Below are 22,475 nucleotides of genomic sequence, written 5' to 3' on the forward strand. Positions count from 1 at the left end.
CTTCCCGATCTGGGCGTGACGATCGTCGCAGCCCGGATGATGGGACGTCACGCCGCCTAGGATTACTGCTCATGTCGTACCAGAAGATCGCTGTTGTCTCCGGGGCGTCCAGCGGCATCGGCGCCGCCACCGCCCGACGCCTGGCCGCCGCGGGCTACCACGTGCACGCCCTCGCCCGCCGCACCGAGCGCGTCGAAGCCCTCGCCAAGGAGATCAACGGCACCGCCGTGACCTGCGACGTCACCGACGACTACGCGGTCGCCCAGTACGCGGCGACGGTCGAGCGGGTGGACCTGCTGGTCAACAACGCGGGCGGCGCGGTCGGCGCGGACCCGGTCGCCACCGCGAGCGTCGCCGACTGGCAGGCGATGTACGACGTGAACGTGCTCGGCACGCTGCGCCTGACCAAGGCCCTGCTCCCGGCGCTGATCGCGTCCGGCGCGGGCACCGTCGTCACCATCAGCTCCACCGCCGGGCTCATCGTGTACGAGGGCGGCGGCGGCTACGCGGCGGCCAAGCACGCCCAGACCGCCCTGGTCGAGACCCTGCGCCTGGAGCTGTGCGGCGACCCGGTCCGCGTCGTCGAGATCGACCCCGGCATGGTCAAGACCGACGAGTTCGCCCTCAACCGCTTCGCCGGCGACGCCGCCCGCGCCGCCTCCGTCTACGCCGGCGTCGCCGAGCCGCTGACCGCCGACGACATCGCCGAGTGCGTCACCTGGTGCGCCGAACTCCCCCACCACGTCAACATCGACCGCATGGTCGTCCGCCCCCTGGCCCAAGCCGCGCAGCACAAGGTGCACCGGGTAGGCGTGTAGCCTGCGGCCGATCCGCGTTGATCATGAACTTATGGCACGGGTCGACGGCGTGTCGTTGCCACAACTTCATGATCGACGCAGGGGGGAGGGGGCGGTGAAGCCGCAGGGGGAGATCACCAGGGGGACCACCAATCCGAACCGGCTGCGGCGGGTGGATCGGTGGATCGGGTGGTGGTGTGGGCGCGCGCTGGCCGACGCGACCGATCCGCTGGTGGTGGATCTCGGATACGGGGCTACACCGATCACGGCGGTGGAGTTGCGGGCGCGGTTGGCGCGGGTGCGGGCGGATGTACGGGTGACGGGGCTGGAGATCGATCCGGCGCGGGTCGCGGCGGCGCAGGTCGCCGCGGACCCGCCGGGGCTGACCTTCGCGCGGGGCGGGTTCGAGCTGGCCGGGCTGCGGCCCGTCGTGGTCCGGGCCTTCAACGTGCTGCGGCAGTACGACGAGAGCGCCGTCCCCGCCGCCTGGACCACGATCACCGGCAACCTGGCCCCGGGCGGCTGGCTGATCGAGGGCACCTGCGACGAGCTGGGCCGTCTCGGCAGCTGGGCGACACTGCCCGCGGGCGCGTCCACCCCGGTCACGCTGACGCTGGCGGCGAAGCTGTCCACCCTGGAGTCCCCGGCGACCTTCGCCGAGCGCCTGCCCAAGGCGCTGATCCACCGCAACGTGCCGGGCGAGCCGGTGTACGACCTGCTGCGCACGCTCGATGAGGCCTGGCGGCACGCCGCCCCGCTGGCCGTCTTCGGCGCGCGCCAGCGCTGGTTGGACGCGGTGTCCCGGCTCAAGGCGGCAGGCTGGCCGGTCCTGGACCGCCCGGTCCGTTGGCGGCTCGGCGAGGTCACCGTCGCCTGGCCGACCCGCTGACCTGCGCTGTGCACCGGACCGGCGGTCCGGCGCCGTGGGAGCGATGATCCCTTCCGAGCGCGCCGGTCGTTACGTCCGTTATGAACCTTATTGGGGAGTTTCCGGCACTGCTAGCACACGGCCAGCAGCTCACCGTGCGCGCCAGCCCGCCGTTCCTGCTCGGCGTCGGGCTGCTGCTACTCGGCATCGTCATGCTGGTCGTGGCGTTCGTGCTGGCCCGACGGTCCGCGGAGTGAACCGCGGCGACCTGATCCGCCTGGTCGTCCTGTTCATCGTGTGCGGCGGCCTCGGCTGGCTGGCGGGCGGCCGACGCCGCCCGCACCACTGACCCGCATCGGGCGGCCGGTCTCGGCTCGCGCCGCAGGTCCAGAGCCCACGCTCGGCTCGGCCCACAGGTTCAGAGCCCACGCTCGGCTAGGGCCGCTGACCTCAGAGCTCGCAGCCGACCAGGACCGGCTCCGGACGCAGCGTGACCCCGAACCGCTCGTGCACCCCGTCCCGGATCTCCGCGGCGAGTTCCAGCAGCTCACCCGTGGTGCCGCCGCCCAGGTGCGTCAGCGCGAGGATGTGCTTGGAAGAGATCGCGACCGGCCCGCGCGTGTAGCCGCGGGTGAAGCCGGCCCGCTCGATCAGCCACGCCGCGCTCACCTTCATCACCCCGTCCGCGCCCGGCCAGGCCGGCGGTTCCGCGCCGTCGACCCGTCGGCGCAGTTCCGTGTACGCCGCGGCGCTCAGCACCGGGTTGGTGAAGAACGAGCCGACCGAGTCGGTGTCCGGGTCGCCCGGGTCGAGCACCATGCCCTTGCTCCGGCGCAGCTCCAGCACGGCCTCCCGGGCGGCGGCCGACGGCACCCGGTCATTCTCCCCGACCCCGAGCACGCGGGCCAGCTCCGCGTGCCCCACCGGGCCGGTCAGCCGATCCCGGCGCAACCGGAACGTGACGTCGAGGACGACCCAGCGGTCGCTGTACTTGAACATGCTGTTGCGGTACTCGAAGCGGCAGTCGGCCGGGGTGAACACGTCGATCTCGCCCTCGGTGCGGTCGTACACCGTCACCGACTCGATCGTCTGCGACACGTCCTGGCCGTACGCCCCGACGTTCTGGATCGGCGTGGAGCCGGTGGCGCCCGGGATGCCGGCCAGGCACTCCATGCCGGCGAGCCCCTCGGCGACGGTCTGGGCGACGCAGTCATCCCATGGATGACCTGCGGCGACGCGCACCGACACGGTGTCGCCGTGCTCGTCGACGACCTCGACCCCGGAGGACCGGATCAGCAGCACGGTGCCGGGAAAGCCGACGTCGCCGATGACGACGTTGCTGCCCCCACCGAGCACCAGCAGCGGCTCGTCGGCGCGGGCGGCCTCCTGCACGGCCGACACGATGTCGTCCGCGGACTCGGCCGTGACCAGCCGCCCGGCCGGGCCCCCGAGCCCTAGGGTGGTCAGGTCGGCGAGCGCGTGGCGGGCGGGACTATTGTCAGACACGTCACCACACTAGTGCCGCCACTGATCCCGAATGACCAGGTGGGGAAGACGCGATGAGGACGAGGCCATGAGAGCTCACGGCAGCAAGGAACTCTGGCTGGACTCGCTGCGCGCCGACGCGGCCGCGTTCCGTGCCGTGGCGGGCGAGGCCGAACTGACCGCGATCGTGCCCACGTGTCCGGACTGGACCGTCCTGAACCTCGTGCACCACCTGGGCGGGGTGTACCGCTGGGTGCGCAGCTTCGCCAGCCGCGGGATCACCAGCGCGCCCGACCCGGCCGCCCGCCGGCACGACTACCCGGGCGCGGACGAGACGCTGACCTGGTTCGACGAGGAGTGCAAGAGCCTGCTGGAGCTGCTCGACGCCCTCGACCCGCACATGCCGGCCTGGAACTGGGCGCCGCAGGCGAAGACGGCCGACTTCTGGCACCGCCGGATGGCCCACGAGACCGCCGTGCACCGCTGGGACATGCAGATGGCACAGGGCATGGCCGAGCCGCTGGACGACCGCCTGGCCGTCGACGGCATCACCGAGGTGCTGGACAGCTGGCTGCCCGCGGGCCGCCGCAAGGGCCCCACCGACCGGTACGGCGTCGTGCAGCTCACCGCCCCCGAGGAGGGCCAGGAGTGGTTCGTCCGGCTGCGCGGGGAGGGCATCGCCCTGCTCGACACGGACACCCTGCTCGACGCGGACGGCCCGGACACCCGCGTGCACGCGGCCGGCCCGGCCAGTGATCTCATGCTCGCCCTGTGGGGCCGGATCGGGTTCGACACGCTGGAGGTGAGCGGCGACGAGTCGCTGCTGGCCTGCCTGCGTACCGGCTGAGCGGCGGCGTCGATGCCCCGGCCGACCCTCGAACAGGTCGCGCAGCGGGCCGGGGTGTCCCGGGCCACCGTGTCGCGCGTCGTCAACGACTCCCCCACCGTCGCCGAGTCGATCCGCACCGCGGTGCGCCGCGCCATCGACGAGCTGGGGTACGTGCCCAACCAGGCCGCGCGCAGCCTGGTCACCCAGCGCACCGACTCGTACGCCCTGATCCTGCCGGAGAGCCCGTCCCGGGTGTTCTCCGACGACCAGTTCTTTCCCGGCATCATCCGCGGCGTCAGCCAGGAACTCGACTCCGCGGACAAGCAGCTCGTGCTGATGGTCGCGGGCTCGCAGGCCAGCCACGACCGCATCGAGCGGTACGCGCTGGCCAGGCACATCGACGGCGTGCTGATCGCCTCGATGCACGGCGCCGACCCGCTGCCCGGCACGCTGGCCCGGATGGGCATCCCGGTGCTGTGCGGCGGCCGCCCGCTCGGGCCGGTGCGTGTGCCGTACGTCGAGGTCGACAACGTCAACGGCGGCCGGATGGCGGTCCGGCACCTGCTGGAGACCGGCCGGACCCGGATCGCCACCATCGCCGGCCCGCAGGACATGGTCGCCGGCATCGACCGGCTCACCGGCTACCGCGAGGAGCTGCGCGGCTCCGACCGGCGCTCGATCGTGGCCGTCGGCGACTTCACCCGCGACTCGGGCGCGGTCGCCATGCGCCAGCTCCTGGAGGACGACCCCGACCTCGACGCCGTCTTCGTCGCCTCCGACCTGATGGCCCACGGCGCCCTCCAGGCCCTGCAGGCAGCCGGCCGCCGCGTCCCCGACGACGTGGCCGTGATCGGCTTCGACGACATCGCCCTGGCCCGCTACACCGAGCCGCCGCTGTCCACGGTCCGCCAGCCCATCGTCGGCCAGGGCCGCGAGATGGCCCGTCAGCTCCTACGCCTGGCCGCCGGCGAATCCATCGCCGACAGCGTCATCCTCCCCACCGAACTCGTCATCCGCGGCACCACCTGAGCACCGCGCGAAAGGAAGGGCACCTTCACATCGCTATGCGATGTAGAAGGTGCCCTTCCTTTCGTCAGATCCAGCTAAGCAGGGATGATGTGCGGTCGCAGGTGCGGGTCAGCGCAGGGTGAGGGTGGCCAGGACCGGGAAGTGGTCGCTGGCGCTGACCTGGTCCAGGACGGCGAAGTCGGTGAAGGCGATCTGTGGCGAGCCGAAGACCCAGTCCACCCGGTTCGTCGGCCGGTCGGTCGGGGAGGTCCAGGCCGCGCCGTGGCCCGTGACGTCCTGCGCCGACACCCAGCCCGCGCTCGTGAACGAGCGCTGCTCGGGCCAGCTGGGCCAGAAGTTGAAGTCGCCGGCGATCAGCGTCGGAGCCGCCGGGTCGACCTGCGCGAGCAGCCCGTCGATCTGCGCCAGCCGGGTCGGCGTGTTCGGCTTGCGGTGGGTCAGGTGCGCGGTGACCACGTCGAGGCTGCGGCCGCCTCGCAAGGTCACCGTCGCCTTCAGGTACGACCGCCACATCGGCCCCTGCCCGTACGGCAGCCGCCCGGTGCGCACCCCGCTGACCGGCAGCCGGGTCAGCAGCAGGTTGCCGAACTGACCGTCCGCGGCCGGTGACCACGTGAACGGCATGCCCAGCTCCCGGGACAGGTACTCGGCCACGTCCACGCCACCGCCGATCGCCCAGCCCCGGCTGACCTCCTGCAGCACCACCACGTCCGCAGCCGCCGCCCGGATCGCCTCGGCGAGCTGCCGCGGGTCAGCCTGCCCGGTGGCGTCATCCCGGCCGTACTTGACGTTCCAGCTCAGCACCCGCAGGCCGGTGGCGCTCGCATCGGCCGCCGGAGCGCTCGGCCGGGTGACGTGCATCAGCACCGGGACCGCCAGCAGCAGCGCGGCGACCCCGGTGACCAGGGCGGGCCGGGCCACGAGCCCGCGCAGGTCGAAGCGCCAGCCACCCGGGTGGTACGGCCGCCGGCCCATCCCGGCGAGCCCGACCGCGACCGCGAGCGCGATCGGCAGCCACCGGTTGTCGAACGGCAGCGGCATGTCGTAGTGCACCTGGAACAGCAGCACAGGCAGGACCCAGACCAGGCCGTACGCCCAGTCGCCCCGGTTGCCGGAGGCCGCGGTGGCCCGCGCGACCGCGATCGTGGCGGACAGTTGCGTCAGCGCGATGCCGAGCAGCACCCATGGTCCGGCACCCCACCAGGCCAGGGCGAGGCCGCCGGCCATCCCGGCGAGCGCCGCCGAGCCCGCGATCCAGTGGTCGGGCTCCGCGATGGCGTTCGTTCCGCCGTGCAGCGTCAGCCGGCGTACCAGCTCGATCGCGACCAGCAGCACCCCGATCAGGGCCGCGAGGCACAGCTGGAGCGCGACCCCCGACTGCGACGCGGCGAAGGCCGCGTTGCCGAGCGTCGTCGTCCACAGCGCGAGGTATCCGCCCAGCGCCCAGGTGCGCCCGTTGGCCGCGGCAGCGACCTCGGGCGTCCGCGGCAGGCACAGCAGCACCAGTGCGGCCAGGATCATGGTCGGCACCAGCAGCCCGGTGAGGTCGCCGCGGTGCCACAGCCCGTCCCAGGTCACCGAGAACGACCGCACCGCCAGGTCGAGCGCCCCACCGGCCAGCAGGCCGACGGTCACCGTCACCGGATCTCCGAGCCGGCGCACCGCCCCCGCGAGCGCGACCATCGCCAGCACGGCTCCGAGCGCGACCACGGCCAGCGTCGGCTCCAGGTACGGCTCGCCCCCGCCGACCCGGACCACCGCCAGCAACCCGACCGTGATCGACAGGAACGGCATCCTGCCGGCCCGGCCGGTCACCTTCAGCAGCAGTCCCGGCACGGCGAAGATCGCCACCGCGATCAGCGCCGCGTTGACGATGCCGACCGGACCGGCCACCTGGTCGAGCAGCGGCCCGCAGGCGCGCAGCGACTCGGCGGTGACGGCGAACAGCAGCGCGATGATCGCGACGGGCCGCCAGGTCGCGGACCCGCCTGCCGGGCCGCTCCGCGCGCCCGCCGGAAGCGGGCCGGGCGTGACGCCGCGTGGACTCGGGGTCCCGGAAACGTCCGCCGGTGCGGCACTGGACGCGGGGCTGTCGGGGAGGGTTCGGCTGGACATGGGCTACTGCTCGATCGACAGGCCGAGGGAGCGGCGGGCGAGCAGCGTGCCGCCCGCCACCGCGGCGGGCATGATCAGCACCGCGCCGAGTGGGATCAGGAAGCAGCAGAACACGGCGACGCCGAAGCCGAGCGCGCTGGCCCGGTGCTTGCGCAGCGCCACCCGGCGGTCGGGCAGCCGCAGCCCGCGCCGGTTGAAGGCGACCGCGACCATCTCCAGCGCCAGGAACCAGCCGCCGACGAACGCGCCCAGCACCGGGATAACCGTCTGGCCGACCACGGGGATGAAGCCACCGGCGAACAGCGGGATCGCGATCATCACGGACACCGCCAGCAGCCGCAGCGCGTCGAAGATGCTGCGCCGCAGCTCCTGGTGCCAGGGCAGGTCGACCGCGTCGGGCACGCCGCCGAAGTCCTCCTCGACCGCCGCGCCGATCGCCTCGTAGAACGGGTCGCCGATCAGCAGCGTGACCGCCGTGTACGACACCACGGCGACCAGCCCGCTCACCCCGACCAGGGCGATCCCGGCGAGCAGGCGCACCGAGTCGCGCAGGCCCTTGGCCCAGTCGTCGGCGAACCAGGTGACCTCGGCCGACAGTTCGTCGACGTAGAAGAACAGCAGCGTGAACAGCCCGGCGAACAGCAGCAGGCTGAGCACGGCGGGGATCAGCCCCAGCAGGATCAGCTTCGGGCTGCGCACGTAGCGCCCGACGCCCCGCAGGAGCAGCCGTACGCCGACGAAGAACTCTGAGACCGCTCGACCTGCCACGAACGGGGAGCCTAGTGGACGCCGTCGGGAAGTCGTAGGGGTCGGCCGCCCGGCCGGACCGCCGGTACGAGCCGCCGCCGGTCAGCCGTTCAGGAAGCCGGAGATCCGTTCCCGCAGGTCGGCACGCTCGTGCCAGAGCACCGAGGGCCGGTTGTAGATGTGCAGGGTCGCCGTCGGCAGGACGGCCGCCAGCTCCTCGGCCACGGACGCCGGGTGCAGGTCGTCGCCGATGCAGCCGATGACCAGCACCTGGGCGCTCACGTCCCGGAGCAGGTTGACGTCCGGCACGGGCACCTGGTCGGGCAGGGTGAGCAGGCCGCTGCTCAGACCGGTGTTCATCAGGGTGTTGAGCCGCTGGCGCACGTACGCCCAGCCCGACGCCCCGTTGCGGGCCGACGGCGGGATCTCCTCGACCACGGCGTTGGCCACGGTCGGCAGGTCACCGCTGTTGATCGCCTCCAGCAGGTTGACCAGTCGGCGGCGGGCCGCCTCGGGCCGCGGGCGGTCGAGCACGGCGGGCAGGAACAGCACCACCTTCTCGAACCGGTCGGGCGTCTCGGCCAGCAGCCGGCACAGCGCACCCGCGCCCAGGCTCACCCCGAGGGCCCGGGTCGCACCCGTCATGTCGGCGATGGCGCGCAGGTCACGGGCCAGGTCGCCGTAGTCCCAGGTGCCGCGCGGCGAGCTGGACTCGCCGTGGCCGCGGAACTGGAAGAAGACCCGCTTGCCGGCGACGGCGCTGCCCAGCGGGCGGGTCTCGGCGATGCCGTGGCCGAGACCGTGCGCGAAGACGGTGACCGGTTCGCCGACACCGGTGCTGAGCCGCTCCAGCTGCACGCCGTGCGGGGTGTCGACGATCTCGGTGGGCAGCGCGGGCGGTGCGGGGCGGCCGGTGTTGGGGGCGGAGTTGCGCGGCTTGCCGAGGCGTCGGGGGAATCCGTCCGGCGGGGGCGGCCAGCGCAGATCGTTGATCACCAAATCACCAGGGTCCCTCGGTGGCCTCGCGCAGGCCGCGGCGCAGATCCAGCAGGTAGTACGCGGCGACGCCGGCGCCGATGAACCCGAAGAATCCGACACCGAGGAAGAGGGTCAGCACGGCCAGCAGCAGGATCACGAGCAACCAGCCGGCCTTGGGCATGGTGCCGATCGCGGGGAACGCCTCGCTGCGCCGGATCACGCAGTCGGCGAAAGACCAGAGCAGGATGCCCAGGATGAAGATCCACAGGATGAATTCGATCCAGCCCTTGATAGCGAGCGCAACCATGGCTCACAGCTTAGAACCATCGAGCCCGGCATCCCAGCCGTGACGACGCCGGATACGTCTCGTCGCGGCGTACCGACCGGTCGATCGGCACGCCGCGACGAGAACACGGGGTCACTTCGTGGCGCGCGGCGGCTTCTTCGCGGCGGGCTTGGCGGCCGGCGGCACGTCCTCACCCGTCTTGGCCTCGGCCTTCGCCGTGGGCGCGGACGCGGTCTCGGACTTGGTCTCGGACTTGGCGTCGAAGCCCGGCGTCGCGGGCTGCTCCGTGAACGCCTGCTCGCCGCGGGCGACCAGGGTGTCGTAGAACTTCGTCGCCTTCTCCGCGGCGGTCTGCGTGCCCGCGACGATGCTGTCGCGGATCTGCGCCGCGTCGACCTTCGAGGTGAGCTCGGCGGCCTTGCTGGTGGCGAAGGCGCCGTACTCGTTGGCCTTGGCCTTCCACTGCGGCATGTCGGTCTTGGCGGCCTGGTCGGCGAACTCCGCCGCCTTGTCGCGCAGCTTGTCGGCCAGCTCGGGCAGCTTGCGCAGCTGCTCGTACGCCATGTCGCCCACGCCCGCGGCGGCGTAGAACGCGCTCGGGTAGGTGCGCTCGTCGGACTTGCCGGACTTGCTCGACGTCTGGGTCATGGTCACTGTTCCTCCTGTGCCTGCTGGCGCACGGCCTTCTTGACCGCCTTCTTGACCGTCGGCTTCTTCGCCGTGGCAACGGTCGGCTCCGCCGGGGCCGCCGCGGGGGCGGACTCCGGGGTCGCGGTTTCTTCGGCGCGCGCGTTCTCGCGTACGAACGTCTCGTAGATCTGCGTGAGTGATTGTTTCTGCGCGACCGTCAGCAGCGGGTCCGCCGCGATCGCGGTCGGCACGCCCTGGTGGTCGTCAGACCCGAGCAGCCCGGCCTTGAGGTACATGGCCGGGGTGGAGACCCGCAGCGCCGCAGCCAGCTGCGCCAGGACCTCGGCGGACGGCTTGCGCAGCCCGCGTTCGATCTGGCTGAGGTACGGATTGCTGATGTTGGCCTGCTCGGCCAGCTGCCGCAGGGAGATGCGGGCGTTCTCCCGCAGATCCTTGATGAAGGCGCCGATGTCGGGACTCTGCACGCCCACCAAGCTACCCACGACCGCTAGCAAGAGCAAGCATATTGCTAACTCCCCGCTAGCGACCTACGCCACGCCACAAACCGCCCCATTCCCGACCCACCCCAGCCCACACTCCCCACGCCCGCGCGCGTTGATCATGAACTTATGGCACGGGTCACCGGCGCGTCCCCGCCACAACTTCATGATCACCGACCTCCCCGCAGCGCACCGGCGGCAAAGACCGCCCGCTCGCGGCGACGATCGCCGTTCGAGGTCAAAACCTGGGGCTGAACCGCAGATCATGACCGGGAAACAGCGATCATCCCGAGGCCCGACCGACCAGCTGGTCGATCATGAAGTTAGGCCGGCGACACACCGTCGAGCCGTGCCATAAGTTCATGATCAACACGAAAAGCAGGGGTTACCAGAGGGGGTGGAGGGCGCCTACGCGGCGGCCGCCGCCGAGGAGGGCGGGTTCGGTGAGGGTGGGGACGTTGACGGCGACGCCGAGGCGGTGCAGGGCCGTGATCATGATGGGGCCGCGGGCTCGGGCGGCGCCGTCGTCGATCTTGATGGCTACCGCGCCCTTGCCGGGGACGGCGGCGGCCCAGACGCCTTCCGCGCCGACCTTGCTGACCAGGCCGGGTACGGCGCGCATGAGCTGGGCGTCTTCGCGGTTGGTGCCGCTGACCAGCTCCGGGTACGCCCGCATGGCGTCGGCGACCGAGCGCTCCAGCGACCCGGGCACCCCCTCGGCGAGCCGCCGGAACGCGGTGGCCAGCCCGGTCAGCGACAGTGCGAGCACCGGCGCGCCGCACCCGTCGACGCCCATCGCGGCCGCGGACTCGCCCGCGAACTCCTCGATGGTCTCGTTGAGGCGGTGCTGCAGCGGGTGGTCGGGCTGGAAGTAGTCCTCCACGGCCCAGCCGGCGGCGCGGCAGGTGAGCAGCATGCCGGAGTGCTTGCCGGAGCAGTTCATGTAGACGCGCTGCGGGGTGCCGCCGCTGGCGATCTTCGCGGCGTCGTCCAGGGGCAGGTCGGGCGGGCAGCGCAGGGCGGCCTCGGTGAGCCCGCCGCTGCGCAGCAGGGCGCGTACCCGGGAGACGTGGAAGTCCTCGCCGTAGTGGCTGGCGGTGACCAGAGCCAGGTCCGCCGGGTCGGCCAGGCGCAGCCCGGCGCGGAGCATGCCGATGGCCTGCATGGGCTTGTTGGACGAACGCGCGAAGATCGGTCCGGTGACGTCACCGGCGGACGCGACCGGGTTTCCGGCCGCGTCCAGGACGATCACCGACCCGCGGTGCCAGCCCTCGACGAACCCGCTGCGCTCCACCTCGACGAGCGGTACGCCGCCCTCGTAAACCTTGCCCATGGTAAGGAACGCTACCGGGGTTTCACATTTCAGCGCGGCGGGATCCCCAGGAGGTTGCGTGCCTCACCCGGGGTCAGCGGCGGGCGCTGCGCCAACCGGGCGAATGCGGACGCACGGGCGACGAGTTGGGCGTTGGACTCGACCGGCTGGCCCTTGGCGTAGGTGACCGTGTCCTCCATGCCGACCCGCAGGTGGCCGCCGGAGCCGAGCGAGGTGAGCAGCACCGGCAGGGTGAACCGGCCGATGCCGGTGGCCGAGAACGTGGTGCCCTCGGGCAGCTCGCGCAGGGCCTGCTGGCAGGCGACCAGGGCGGCGGCGGTGCCGGGCATGCCGCCGGGCACGCCCATCACGAAGTCGACGTGCACGTGGCCGCCGGCGGGCAGGCCGTACTTGTCGAGCAGGCGCTGCAGGGCCCACAGGTGGCCGAGGTCGAAGATCTCGTACTCCGGCACGACGCCGCGTTCCTGCATCCGGGTGTGCAGGTCGACGATGAACTCCCAGCGGTTCATGAACACGTCGTCGCCGAAGTTGACGGTGCCCATGGTGCAGCTGGCCATGTCCGGGCCGGCGTCGAGCACGGCCAGCCGGGCGGACTCCGGGTCGTGCACCGAGCCGCCGCTGGACAGCTGCACGATCAGGTCGGTGCTCGACCGCAGCGCGGCGACGGTCTCGCGCAGCCGTACCGGGTCCAGGCTCGGCTTGGCCTCGTCGTCGCGGATGTGCACGTGGATCACGCTCGCGCCGACGGCCTCGCACTCCTTCGCGGTCGCGACCAGCTCATCGAGCGTCACCGGCAGGGCGGGGACGTCAGCCTTGGCGGATTCCGCGCCGGTGGGCGCGACGGTGATCAGAGTGCCGTTCGTCATGCGCGCATCCTGTCATATTTCTAGTCAGGGTCGATAGAGGCCGTAGATTCTCCCGCGGTGAGGGGGGTGTCGCCGGAAATATTGCGCTTGAGGACCGCGAGCGCGATCGGTCCGAGTTCCGCATGCCGGGCCGCGGTGCCGATGAATCCGACGGTACGGCCACCAGCCGTGATCTCGGTGCCACGCGCCGGAAGCTCGTCGGTGGCGATGCCGTCCAGGTGCAGCAGGCGCAGCGCACGCGGCGGCTTGCCGAGGTGGTGCACCCGGGCCACCGTCTCCTGACCCCGGTAGCAGCCCTTCTCCAGGTGCACGGCGGCGGCGGTGAGGTCCACCTCCGACGGCAGCGTCCGGTGATCGGTGTCCACGCCGACCCGCGCCTGCTTCGCGGCCACCCGCACGGCTTCGTACGCCCACAGTCCTGCGGGTGGCAACTCCAGGGCGGCCAGCGTCGCGGCGGCGGTCTCGGCGGGCAGCAGCAGGTCCAGCACCGGCACGTCGCCGAGGGAGTGCCTGCGGACGAAGCCACCGCCGGGCAGCGCGGCCAGGGCGTACACCGTCGTCGGTCGGGGCAGGACCGCACCGGTGGCGAACTTGGGCCCCGGCACGTCCAGCACGTCCGGCTCCGCGGGCACGGCCACGCCGAGTTTCGCGGCGGCGGCCAGGGCCCCGGGGCCGACCAGGCTGTGTACGACCAGGTCTGCGGGTTTGATCTCGACCTGGGTGAAGAAGCGCATCCGGGTCAGGAAGGTCACCAGGTCGTCGACCGTGCCCGGCTCGACGTCGACCCAGAGCGTGCCGCCGACCTCGGACACCCACAGCTCGTGCTCGATGTGCCCGTGCGGGGACAGCACCAGCGTGCGGGTGCCCTGGCCGTCGGCCAGCTCGGTCAGGTGCTGCGAGGTGAGGTTGTGCAGGAAGCTCAGCCGCTCGGGGCCGGTCAGCGCCAGCACCCCGCGGTGCGAGCGGTCCACCAGCCCGGCGGCGGTGAGCAGGGTCCGCTGCTCACGGTTCGGGTCGCCGTGGTGCGCCGGGACGGCGGCGTCGGCGGAGTCGGGGTCGAAGTGACCCACCAGCACGGTCGTACCCATCACGCACAGCTCCCGCAGAGTCCGAACAAGGCCACGTGCCCGATGTCCATCCGGAAGCCGCGCTGCGTCAGCAGCCGCTCCGCGAGCGGGGCCAGCTCGCTCTGCTCCAGCTCGGTGACCGTGTCGCAGTTGCGGCAGACCAGGTGCACGTGCTGCACGACCGCCGCGTCGTGGTAGGTCGGCGCGCCGTGCGACAGGTGCACGTGGGTGACCAGCCCGAGCTCTTCCAGCAGCTCCAGGGTCCGGTACACGGTGGTGATGTTGACCCCGGAGGCCACCTCGCACACGGCCGCGTGCACCTGTTCCGGGGTCGCGTGGACGAGCTGGCGCACGGCGTCGAGCACCAGTTGCCGCTGGGGGGTGAGCCGCAGGCCGCGATCACGCAGGAGTTCGGCCAGCTCGGCGGAGCCTTGTTCGGGCATCGTCCGATCATAGTTCGCCCTGCCGCAGCGGCTCAGATCTCGGGGCCGCGTAGCATTCCGCCCGTGGTGCAGCCTGTTCTCGTGGTCCAGGGCCTCGGCGTGGTGCCGGCCGACACTCCCGTGCTCCGTGCCGACGACCTCGGCGTGCTGCGCGGCGACGGGGTCTTCGAGACCATGCACGTGCGGCCCGACGGCCGCGGCGGCGTGCAGCCCTGGCTGATCGGCGAGCACCTGGCCCGGATGGCCCGCTCGGCCGCCCGGATGGAGCTGGCCCTGCCCGCCGAGTCCGCGCTGCGCGAGCTGGCCGCGACGGCCTGCGCCCAGTGGCCGGCCGAGCTGGAGGGCGCGCTGCGCCTGGTCTGCACCCGCGGCGCGGAGGCGACCGCCGCCACCGGCGGCCCGGTGACCTGCTTCGCCACCGTGAACCCGATCGGCGCGGCGACCCTGGCCGCCCGCCGCGACGGCATCACCGTCACCACGATCTCGCTGGGCTACCCGGCCGACGCCCGCACCTCGGCCCCGTGGCTGCTCGGCGGCGTGAAGTCGCTGTCGTACGCGATCAACATGGCCTCGCAGCGCTGGGCTCTGGCACAGGGCGCCGACGACGCGCTGTGGGTGTCCGCGGACGGCTACGCCCTGGAGGGCCCGACCTCGACGCTGGTCTGGCTGAACGGGGACACGCTGCACACGGTGCCCGCGGAGACCACCGGCATCCTGCCCGGCACGACCGCGCGCCACCTGCTCGACGATGCCGGCGACCTCGGCTGGACCGCCGCCGAGCGCATGGTGACCCCGGCCGAGCTGAGCACCGCCGACGGCGTGTGGCTGCTGTCCAGCGTGCGCGGCGTCGCCGAGTTGCGGGCGATCGACGGCACCGCGTTGCCCCCGTCGGCGCACACCGAGAAGCTGCGCGCGTACCTGGGCTTCACGAACCTGGGTTACTGAACGATCCCTCAGGTGACGTAGCCTGCGGAGCATGACCTCGCAGGCGTTTCTCATCGACGCGGTCCGCACCCCGTTCGGCCGCCACAAGGGCGGGCTGTCCGGCGTACGCACCGACGACCTCGCGGCCGCGCCCCTGGTCGCGCTGCTCAAGCGGCACCCCGAGCTGGACCCGGCCATGATCGAGGACGTCATCCTCGGCGACGCCAACGGCGCGGGCGAGGACAACCGCAACGTGGCCCGGATGGCGGCGCTGCTGGCGGGCCTGCCCGTGACGGTGCCCGGGGTGACCGTCAACCGGCTCTGCGCGGCGGGCGCCGAGGCGATCGTGCAGGCCTCCCGGGCCGTCCGCGCGGGCGACAACGACCTGGTCGTCGCCGGTGGCGTGGAGAGCATGAGCCGCGCCCCGTTCGTGCTGGCCAAGCCCGACACCGCGTTCCCCGGCGAGGCGAAGCTGTGGAACACCCAGCTCGGCTGGCGCATGGTCAACCCGCTGATGCCCGACGACTGGACCGTGCCGCTGGGAGTGGCCGCCCAGCAGGTCGCGCAGGAGTTCGGCATCGGCCGCGAGGCGCAGGACGCCTGGGCGCTGCGCTCCCACCAGCGCGCCGCCGCGGCCTGGGCGCAGGGCCGCTTCGACGACCGGGTGGTCGAGGTCGCCGGGGTGACCCGCGACGAGTCGGTGCGCCCCGACACCAGCGCCGCCGCGCTGGCCAAGCTGCGGCCCGCGTTCACGCCGGACGGCACCGTCACCGCGGGCAACTCCTCACCCGTCAACGACGGCGCCGCGGCGACCCTGATCGGCTCCGCCGCGGCGGTCGAGCGCCTCGGCGTGCGGCCGCTCGGGCGCATCGTGGCGAGCACCGTCGCGGGCGTCTCCCCGGAGCGCTTCTCCACCGGCCCGGTCCCCGCGATCCGGGCCCTGCTGGCCAAGGCGAAGCTCGGCTTCGGCGACATCGCCGCCTGGGAGCTGAACGAGGCCTTCGCCGCGATGGTGCTCAGCTGTCTGCACGAGCTGCCGGAGATCGACCCCGAGCTGGTCAACGTCGACGGCGGCGCGATCGCGTACGGCCACCCACTCGGCGCGTCCGCGCCCCGGGTCGTCGTCGACCTGTGCCACACGCTGCGCCGCCAGGGCGGCGGCTACGGCATCGCGGCGGCCTGCATCGGCGTCGGCCAGGGACAGGCGGTGCTGGTCCATGTCGAGTAACCCGTTCGACCTGCTGCCGCCCGAGCAGCGGGCCCGCTTCGAGACACTGGCCCGCGAGTTCGCCGAGTCCGGGGCGGAGCCCGCGACGCCCCGCGAGGCGTCGACCGTGGTCCTGATCCGCCCCGACCGCACGATCTTCCTGATCCGGCGGATGCGGGCGATGGCGTTCGGCGGCATGTGGGCGTTCCCCGGCGGATCGCTGGAGGCCGGCGAGACCCCGGCCGACGCGGCGGTACGCGAGATCGAGGAGGAGACCGGGGTGACCCTGCTCCCGGCCGCGCTGACGCCGTGGCACCGCTGGCTGACCCCGGTCTTCGAGCCGCGCCGCTTCGACACGTGGTTCTTCCTGGCCGCCATGCCCGACGGCCAGGACGCCGCGCTGCCGGAGTTCGAGGCCGACCGGGCCCGCTGGCTGACGCCCGAGGAGGCCATCGCCGAACACGAGTCCGGCGACCTGCCCATGCTCCCCCCGACGCTGGTCACGCTGCGCGAACTGTCCGCGTACCCCACGGTCGCGGACATGCTCACCACCCACCGCGACGTGACCACCCCCTACATGCCCACCCTCTGACCCGCCCTCTGCCACAACTCTTAAAGACTTGCGGCCTCAGGGAGTCCCTGAGGCCGCAAGTCTTAAAGAGTTGCCGCTGGTCCGCGGCCGTCGGCCAGGCCAGGCCGCGGGGCCGATCAGCCGAAGCGGCCGGTGATGTAGTCCTCGGTGCGCTTGTCGGCGGGGTTGGTGAAGATGCGGCCGGTGTCGTTGAACTCGACCAGGCGGCCGTGGCGCACGCCGGCCTCGTCCAGCTCCGCGGTGAAGAACGCGGTGTGGTGGCTGACGCGGGCCGCCTGCTGCATGTTGTGGGTGACGATCACGATGGTGTACGTGCCCGCCAGGTCGTGCATCAGGTCCTCGATCTTGCCGGTGGCGATCGGGTCGAGCGCGGAGCACGGCTCGTCCATGAGGATCACCTCGGGCTTGACCGCGATCGCCCGCGCGATGCACAACCGCTGCTGCTGACCGCCGGACAGGGCCAGGCCGCTGGTCTTCAGCTTGTTCTTGACCTCGTCCCACAGGGCCGCGCCGCGCAGCGCCTGCTCGACACGGTCGTCCATGTTGTCCTTGATCCCATTGATCTTCAGGCCGTACGCCACGTTCTCGTAGATGGACTTCGGGAACGGGTTCGGCTTCTGGAAGACCATGCCGATGCGGCGGCGCACCTGGATCGGGTCGACGTCCGGGGCGTACAGGTCCTGGCCGTGGAACGTGATCTTGCCGGCCACCCGGGCACCCGCCACCAGGTCGTTCATCCGGTTGAGCGAGCGCAGCACGGTGCTCTTGCCACAGCCCGACGGGCCGATGAGCGCGGTGATCTGGTGCTCGCGGACGGCCATGGTGGTGCCGCGGACGGCCTCGTAGTTGCCGTAGAAGACGCTGACGTTCTCCAGCTGCATCACCGGCGGTGCGGACGCGACGGGCATGGCGGGCACGGCTCCCGGAAGAAGGGTGGACAGGGTGAAGTCGGTGCTCATGGCGGTCATCCTCAACGTTCCTTGATGGCGAAGCGGCTGGAGATCAGGCGGGACGCGACGGTGAACAGGAGCACGATCACCATCAGCGTGAGCGCCGCGCCCCACGCGCGTTCCTGGGCCGCTGGGAACGGCTCTCCGGCGTTCTTGAAGATCTGCGCGGCCAGGGTGGTGTTGGCCCCGTCCAGGCTCCAGTTGGCGGTGAAGATCGTGCCGGCGACCAGCACGACCGGCGCGGTCTCGCCCGCGGCTCGCGCGATGGCCAGCATCACGCCGCTGACGATGCCGGAGATCGCTGCGGGCAGCACCACGGAGATCGTCGTCTTCCACCGCCGGGCGCCGAGTGCGGCACTGGCCTGGCGCAGCTCGTCCGGCACCAGCCGGAGCATCTCCTCGGAGCTGCGGATGATCACCGGGAGCATCAGGCAGCCCAGGGCGAGCGCGGCCGCGAAGCCGGACTGCTCCTTGACCACCAGCACGTACGAGACGTAGATGAACAGACCCATGACGACCGAGGGCACGCCCGTCATGACGTCCGACATCGTCCGGATGAGCCGGGCCAGCGCGTTCTGCTTGCCGTACTCGTTGAGGTAGATCGCACCGAGCACGCCGAGCGGGATCGCCATGGCGGCCGCGGCGCCGGTGATGACCAGCGTGCCGGCCACCGCGGGGCCCATACCGCCGCCGGCCCGGCGGGCCGAGTTCGGGATGTCCTCGATCAGGAAGTCCCAGCTGATCAGCGCCAGGCCCCGGCTGGCCACGTGGAAGATGACCAGACCCAGCGGGATCAGCGCGATCATCAGCGCCAGGCCCATGAGCGACTTGCTGAAGCCGTCGGTCAGGCGGCGGCGCAGCGGCAGCGCGGAACGGCGCAGGTCCGCCGGCACCGGAGCAGCCGCCGCGGGACGGGTGGCGGTCGTGGTCATGCTGACGCTCCCCTCATCCGGATCTCCGCCCGGCGTACGACGAACCGGGCGATCAGGTTGACCACGACGGTGATGACGAACAGCACCACACCCATGCCGATCAGGGCCGCGGTGAACTCCCCGGTGGACTCGCCCCACTGGTCGACGATGATGGCCGGCAGCGCGTAGCCGCCCTCGAACAGGTTCGCGGCGATCTGCACCGAGCTGCCGATGACCAGGGCGACCGCGATGGTCTCGCCCATCGCGCGGCCGAGGCCCAGGATGACCGCGCCGACGACGCCGCCGAAGCTGTGCGGCAGCACCGCACCCTTGATCATCTCCCAGCGGGTGGCGCCGAGTGCCCAGGCCGCCTGCTTGTCGGAGTCGGGCACGGTCGCGAAGACCTCGCGCGCGATCGACGTGATGATCGGGACGATCATGATGGCGAGGATCAGGCCCGCGGTCATGAAGCTGCGGCCGCTGCTGCGCGGCTCGCCGAACAGCGCGCCGAGCACCGGCACCCCGCCCAGCACCTCGTGCAGCCAGTTGTAGACCGGCGTCATGGCCGGCGCGACGACCAGGATGCCCCACAGGCCGAACACCACCGAGGGCACCGCCGCCAGCAGGTCGATGAGGGTGACGATGGCGGTGCGGATCCGGCGCGGGGCCAGCTCGGTCAGGAAGAGCGCGATGCCGATCGAGACGGGGACCGCGACGATGACGGCGATGGCGGAGACCACCAGCGTGCCGTACAGGAAGGCGAGGGTGCCGTAGACCGGCTTGGCCGGACCGTCGCCGTCGGGGTCGTTGGGGATCCAGGTCGAGCTGGTGAAGAACTCGGACGAGAAGGCCGGGTAGGCCTCCTTCACCATGGTGATCAGGATCAACGCCAGGATCACCAGCACCGCGAAGCCCGCGGAGACGCACAAGGCCCAGAAGAGCCGGTCGGCGTGCCTGCCGCGGTCCTTCCGGGTCAGCTGAGCGGATTTGTCTAGGACTGTCATCTCTTCTCCGAGGGGTGGCCTGGCGAGGCCGGTGCGGCGGGTCCGGGCAGGACCCGCCGCACCGGGGTGGTGCTCAGGTCAGATCAGCTTCAGCTGACCTTGTCCAGCTGGGCGAGGGCCTTGGCCTGCAGGTCGGCCGGCAGCACCGCGTAGTTGACCTCGGCCGCGATGGCCGCGCCGTCGGTCAGCAGGTACTTGACGAAGCCCTTGACCAGCTCGGCCTTCTTCGGGTCGTCGTACTTCGGCTTGACCAGCAGGTAGGTCGGCGCCGTGATCGGGTAGGAGTTGGCGCCCGCCGCGTTCAGCGGGTTGAAGGTCAGGTCGTCCTTGAGCTCGGCGCCGGCGAGCGCCGCGGTGGCGCCGTCCAGCGTCGGGAGCACGAACTGGCCGTCCTTGTTCTTGATCGCGGCGAACGGCAGACCGGAGTCCTTGGCGTCGCTCAGGTCGACGTAGCCGATACCGCCGTCAGCGGCCTTGATCAGCTGCGCCACACCGGTGTTCTTGGCACCGGCCTGGGTGTCGGCCGGCCACGCGACGGTGTCGCCGCTGCCCAGCTTCCAGGCGGCGCCCGCGGCGGCCACCATGTACTTGGTGAAGTTGTTGGTGGTGCCCGAGCCGTCCGAGCGGTGCGCCACGGAGATCGCGGTGGCCGGCAGGGTCACGCCCGGGTTGTCGGCGGCGATCTCCGGCGCGTTCCAGGTCTTGATCTCACGCTGGAAGATCTTGGCCAGGGTGACCGGGCTGAGCTGCAGCTTGTCGACGCCCTTGAGGTTGTACGACACGGTGATCGGCGCGGCGACGGTCGGGATGTAGAGGTAGGAACCGGCGGGCACGCCGTCGGTGTCCTTGACCGTGCTGTCGGTGCCGGCGAAGTCGACCAGGCCGGAGCCGAACTCCTTCTTGCCGGTGCCGGAACCCACCGAGTTGTAGGTCACCTTGAAGTTCGGAGCGGCATCCTTCAGGGAGAGGATGACCTCCTGGTAGTAGGTGTTCGGGAAGCTGGCGCCCGAGGCCTTCAGCTCACCGGAGAGGGCGGCCACGCCGCTGGCGGCACTGGCGGAGGGGTCCGCGGTGGTGTCGCCCTTCGAGGAGCAACCGGCAAGAGCAAGCGCAGCGATCGCGACGCCCGCAAGCACGCGCCGAGAGAGCACGTTACGGTTCACTTCAGGGGTGCCTTCCTAGTCAGGGATAACGGCCGTCGCCGGCCTGACCCCGACATTGCACGGCCCAGGTAGACGGTTCTCCCGTCTCAGGTGAACGTAGGGTGAACAGGCAAAACAGGACCGGTGTCGGTCCCCTCAGCAGGATGTGGCCGGAAGGTGAACGGGGTCACACAGCCCCGTCCAGGTCGGCCAGCGACAGTGCGCCGCCCGAGGCCACCGTCGCCACCAGCGCGAGGCCGCCGTCGCGTACGTCCCACACCAGCACCCGCTGGGTCACCCCGGGCGTCGCGCCCGATCCGCCACCGCAGCTCAGCAGCACCCGCCGCCGGTCCAGCCAGCCCAGCAGCGTCAGGCCGCCGGTCACGTCGGCGTCCGCCACCAGCAGCCGTCGCACCCGGGCCGCGCCGGGATCCAGCACGGCCACCGCTTCGGCGGGCCGCCAGTCGGCGCGTACCGGCAGCCCCATCGGCTCGCACATCCGCGCGACCAGGTCTCCCCCGCCCGCGACCCCGAACCCGGGGCCGAGGAACTGACCCAGCCGCCCCGCGCCCGGCCCGGTCACCGCGATCGTGCCCTCGCTGTGGTAACGCCCGTCGAACTCCCAGCTGCGCACCCGCGGCGGGGCCGTGATCGGGTCCCCGGCCGAGAGCAGTTCCAGCACCGTCGACGGCGCGTCCGTCCCGGCCGCGCGGCGGGGCGCGATCGCGTCGCGCGCCCCTGTCGGCACCGGCAGCAGCGCACCGGTGCCGACGTCGAGCAGCTGGTCGGCCGCGACCAGCAGATGCCGCGGCCCGAGCCAGACGACGACGGGCGACTGCGGCGCGGCGTCGTACTTCCGCGCCCGGCCGGTGGCCGCCTCGACCACCCACAGCTCGTCGGCGGTGACCACCGCCATCCGGGTGCCGTCCGGGGCGAGCGCTCCCGCCGACAGCAGCGCGGCGGCCGCCGCCGGGAGCTTGTCCACCCGACGCCAGCCGCCGTCCTCGCCCAGCACCAGCAGCGGGCCCGTGGCACCCCCGCCGGTCGCGGCGTCGAGCACCGCGAGCGCCCGCAGCGTCGGCCGAGCGCTCAACGCGGGCAGCCGCGCCGGATCACCGGGCGCGAGTTCTCTCGGCAGCTTCGCGACCAGCGCCACGGGCAGCGTGAGCTGCCGCGCCACCGCCGGCACCTCGTCCACCCCGTCGAGCGGGGCCGGGCCGGTGGGCAGGGCGGGCAGCGGTGCCGGGCCCTCGTCGCGCCCGGTGGTCAGCGCCCTGATGCCGGCCGCGCCCAGCGCCACCGCGCCGACCGCGCCCGCGATCAGCAACCGGCGGCGCGTGGTGGCCCGGCCGCGCTGCCACAGCGCGGCTGCCTCGTCCTCGGCGGTCGTGGGCAGCGCGCGGCCGATACGGCGGGCGGGCGGGGTGCGGTCCAGGTCCAGCCGCACCCGGTGCTGCGGCATGGCATCGGCCGCCTCCCGCGCGAACAGCCGCCGCAGGAGCCGGTCCGCCGCCGCGCCGGGCGGGGCGTGGTGCTCCGCGTCGTTGGCGCGCAACCTCGGCCAGCGCATCGCGACCAGGCCGAGCAGTTCCCGGGCGAGCGCGGCGGCCTCCGCGTCGTCGCCGGTGAGCTGCCGGGCGGCGTGCTCCAGCGGCGGCAGGCGGCGGGCCACCCAGTCGGTGAAGTCGGCGGGCGCGGCCAGGGCCGGTGCAGGGTCGCCCTGCGACAGCACGTCGGGCGGCTCCTGCTCCATGACGCCGCCTCCCACCCGT

General features: G+C 72.3%; 23 protein-coding genes. 7 read left to right on the top strand and 16 right to left on the bottom strand.

Features of this window, described 5'->3' with window-relative positions; genetic code table 11:
- Nucleotides 1-71 precede the first annotated feature (71 nt).
- The gene (locus ACFQO7_RS09850; RefSeq protein ID WP_360531190.1) at nt 72-818 is read left to right on the top strand and encodes an SDR family NAD(P)-dependent oxidoreductase; all 747 of its coding nucleotides are present in this window, start codon (nt 72-74) and stop codon (nt 816-818) included.
- Between the two features lie 31 nt (nt 819-849).
- The gene (locus ACFQO7_RS09855; RefSeq protein WP_376806068.1) at nt 850-1,686 is read left to right on the top strand and encodes a class I SAM-dependent methyltransferase; all 837 of its coding nucleotides are present in this window, start codon (nt 850-852) and stop codon (nt 1,684-1,686) included.
- Nucleotides 1,687-2,115: 429 nt separating this feature from the next.
- Here ACFQO7_RS09855 and ACFQO7_RS09860 read toward each other — a convergent pair whose 3' ends face one another.
- Nucleotides 2,116-3,171 (bottom strand): UDP-N-acetylmuramate dehydrogenase, encoded by a 1,056-nt coding sequence (locus tag ACFQO7_RS09860; RefSeq protein WP_376806069.1) that lies wholly within the window; start codon nt 3,169-3,171, stop codon nt 2,116-2,118.
- A gap of 67 nt (nt 3,172-3,238) precedes the next feature.
- On the opposite strand from ACFQO7_RS09860, the gene ACFQO7_RS09865 reads away from it, so the two are divergent.
- Together ACFQO7_RS09865 and ACFQO7_RS09870 are read left to right on the top strand one after the other, a co-directional pair.
- The gene (locus ACFQO7_RS09865; RefSeq protein ID WP_376806070.1) at nt 3,239-3,997 is read left to right on the top strand and encodes a maleylpyruvate isomerase family mycothiol-dependent enzyme; all 759 of its coding nucleotides are present in this window, start codon (nt 3,239-3,241) and stop codon (nt 3,995-3,997) included.
- Between the two features lie 12 nt (nt 3,998-4,009).
- Entirely contained in the window at nt 4,010-5,008 is a 999-nt protein-coding gene (locus tag ACFQO7_RS09870; RefSeq protein WP_360531176.1) for a LacI family DNA-binding transcriptional regulator, read from the top strand.
- A 108-nt stretch (nt 5,009-5,116) separates the two neighbouring features.
- On the opposite strand, the gene ACFQO7_RS09875 is transcribed toward ACFQO7_RS09870, so the two are convergent.
- The 10 genes from ACFQO7_RS09875 to ACFQO7_RS09920 form a co-directional block, all read right to left on the bottom strand.
- Entirely contained in the window at nt 5,117-7,123 is a 2,007-nt protein-coding gene (locus tag ACFQO7_RS09875; protein WP_376806071.1) for an endonuclease/exonuclease/phosphatase family protein, read from the bottom strand.
- A 3-nt stretch (nt 7,124-7,126) separates the two neighbouring features.
- Entirely contained in the window at nt 7,127-7,891 is a 765-nt protein-coding gene (locus ACFQO7_RS09880; RefSeq protein WP_376806072.1) for an EI24 domain-containing protein, read from the bottom strand.
- Between the two features lie 81 nt (nt 7,892-7,972).
- Nucleotides 7,973-8,863, bottom strand: coding sequence for an alpha/beta fold hydrolase (locus tag ACFQO7_RS09885; protein WP_360531416.1), 891 nt, complete (start codon nt 8,861-8,863; stop codon nt 7,973-7,975).
- Between the two features lie 7 nt (nt 8,864-8,870).
- Nucleotides 8,871-9,155: a DUF2516 family protein gene (locus tag ACFQO7_RS09890; RefSeq protein WP_376806073.1), complete on the bottom strand. Its 285-nt coding sequence runs from the start codon at nt 9,153-9,155 to the stop codon at nt 8,871-8,873.
- A 111-nt stretch (nt 9,156-9,266) separates the two neighbouring features.
- Nucleotides 9,267-9,788 carry a hypothetical protein gene (locus tag ACFQO7_RS09895; protein WP_376806074.1) on the bottom strand — a complete coding sequence of 174 codons (522 nt, stop codon included), beginning with the start codon at nt 9,786-9,788 and terminating at the stop codon, nt 9,267-9,269.
- On the bottom strand, nt 9,785-10,255 hold the full coding sequence (locus ACFQO7_RS09900) for a helix-turn-helix domain-containing protein (RefSeq protein WP_376806106.1): 471 nt from the start codon (nt 10,253-10,255) through the stop codon (nt 9,785-9,787). The genes ACFQO7_RS09895 and ACFQO7_RS09900 overlap by 4 nt, the downstream gene beginning before the upstream one ends.
- Before the next feature lie 394 nt (nt 10,256-10,649).
- A complete protein-coding gene (locus ACFQO7_RS09905) occupies nt 10,650-11,597 on the bottom strand; it encodes an asparaginase (RefSeq protein ID WP_376806075.1) in 948 nt (315 codons plus the stop codon).
- Between the two features lie 29 nt (nt 11,598-11,626).
- Nucleotides 11,627-12,463: a beta-keto acid cleavage family enzyme gene (locus ACFQO7_RS09910; RefSeq protein WP_376806076.1), complete on the bottom strand. Its 837-nt coding sequence runs from the start codon at nt 12,461-12,463 to the stop codon at nt 11,627-11,629.
- A gap of 20 nt (nt 12,464-12,483) precedes the next feature.
- On the bottom strand, nt 12,484-13,551 hold the full coding sequence (gene ygfZ / locus ACFQO7_RS09915; protein ID WP_376806077.1) for a CAF17-like 4Fe-4S cluster assembly/insertion protein YgfZ: 1,068 nt from the start codon (nt 13,549-13,551) through the stop codon (nt 12,484-12,486).
- Nucleotides 13,551-13,973, bottom strand: a complete 423-nt coding sequence (locus tag ACFQO7_RS09920) for a Fur family transcriptional regulator (protein ID WP_120321549.1) — start codon at nt 13,971-13,973, stop codon at nt 13,551-13,553. Before ACFQO7_RS09920 ends, ygfZ begins: the two co-directional genes overlap by 1 nt.
- 63 nt (nt 13,974-14,036) lie before the next feature.
- On the opposite strand from ACFQO7_RS09920, the gene ACFQO7_RS09925 reads away from it, so the two are divergent.
- The 3 genes from ACFQO7_RS09925 to ACFQO7_RS09935 are packed head-to-tail and all read left to right on the top strand — an operon-like array spanning nt 14,037 to nt 16,696.
- The gene (locus tag ACFQO7_RS09925) at nt 14,037-14,918 is read left to right on the top strand and encodes an aminotransferase class IV (RefSeq protein WP_376806078.1); all 882 of its coding nucleotides are present in this window, start codon (nt 14,037-14,039) and stop codon (nt 14,916-14,918) included.
- A gap of 31 nt (nt 14,919-14,949) precedes the next feature.
- Complete coding sequence (locus ACFQO7_RS09930; RefSeq protein WP_376806079.1) at nt 14,950-16,125, top strand: thiolase family protein; 1,176 nt, start codon at nt 14,950-14,952, stop codon at nt 16,123-16,125.
- Nucleotides 16,115-16,696: an NUDIX hydrolase gene (locus ACFQO7_RS09935; RefSeq protein ID WP_376806080.1), complete on the top strand. Its 582-nt coding sequence runs from the start codon at nt 16,115-16,117 to the stop codon at nt 16,694-16,696. The genes ACFQO7_RS09930 and ACFQO7_RS09935 overlap by 11 nt, the downstream gene beginning before the upstream one ends.
- A gap of 116 nt (nt 16,697-16,812) precedes the next feature.
- On the opposite strand, the gene pstB is transcribed toward ACFQO7_RS09935, so the two are convergent.
- The 5 genes from pstB to ACFQO7_RS09960 form a co-directional block, all read right to left on the bottom strand.
- Nucleotides 16,813-17,604: a phosphate ABC transporter ATP-binding protein PstB gene (gene pstB, locus ACFQO7_RS09940; protein WP_376806107.1), complete on the bottom strand. Its 792-nt coding sequence runs from the start codon at nt 17,602-17,604 to the stop codon at nt 16,813-16,815.
- A gap of 62 nt (nt 17,605-17,666) precedes the next feature.
- Complete coding sequence (gene pstA / locus ACFQO7_RS09945) at nt 17,667-18,578, bottom strand: phosphate ABC transporter permease PstA (protein ID WP_376806081.1); 912 nt, start codon at nt 18,576-18,578, stop codon at nt 17,667-17,669.
- Complete coding sequence (gene pstC, locus ACFQO7_RS09950; RefSeq protein WP_376806082.1) at nt 18,575-19,561, bottom strand: phosphate ABC transporter permease subunit PstC; 987 nt, start codon at nt 19,559-19,561, stop codon at nt 18,575-18,577. Before pstC ends, pstA begins: the two co-directional genes overlap by 4 nt.
- Before the next feature lie 89 nt (nt 19,562-19,650).
- The gene (gene pstS / locus ACFQO7_RS09955) at nt 19,651-20,601 is read right to left on the bottom strand and encodes a phosphate ABC transporter substrate-binding protein PstS (RefSeq protein ID WP_376806083.1); all 951 of its coding nucleotides are present in this window, start codon (nt 20,599-20,601) and stop codon (nt 19,651-19,653) included.
- Nucleotides 20,602-20,890: 289 nt separating this feature from the next.
- On the bottom strand, nt 20,891-22,456 hold the full coding sequence (locus tag ACFQO7_RS09960; protein WP_376806084.1) for a hypothetical protein: 1,566 nt from the start codon (nt 22,454-22,456) through the stop codon (nt 20,891-20,893).
- Nucleotides 22,457-22,475: the final 19 nt, after the last annotated feature.

The sequence above is a fragment of the Catellatospora aurea genome (assembly GCF_042663325.1).
Lineage (GTDB): Bacteria > Actinomycetota > Actinomycetes > Mycobacteriales > Micromonosporaceae > Catellatospora > Catellatospora aurea.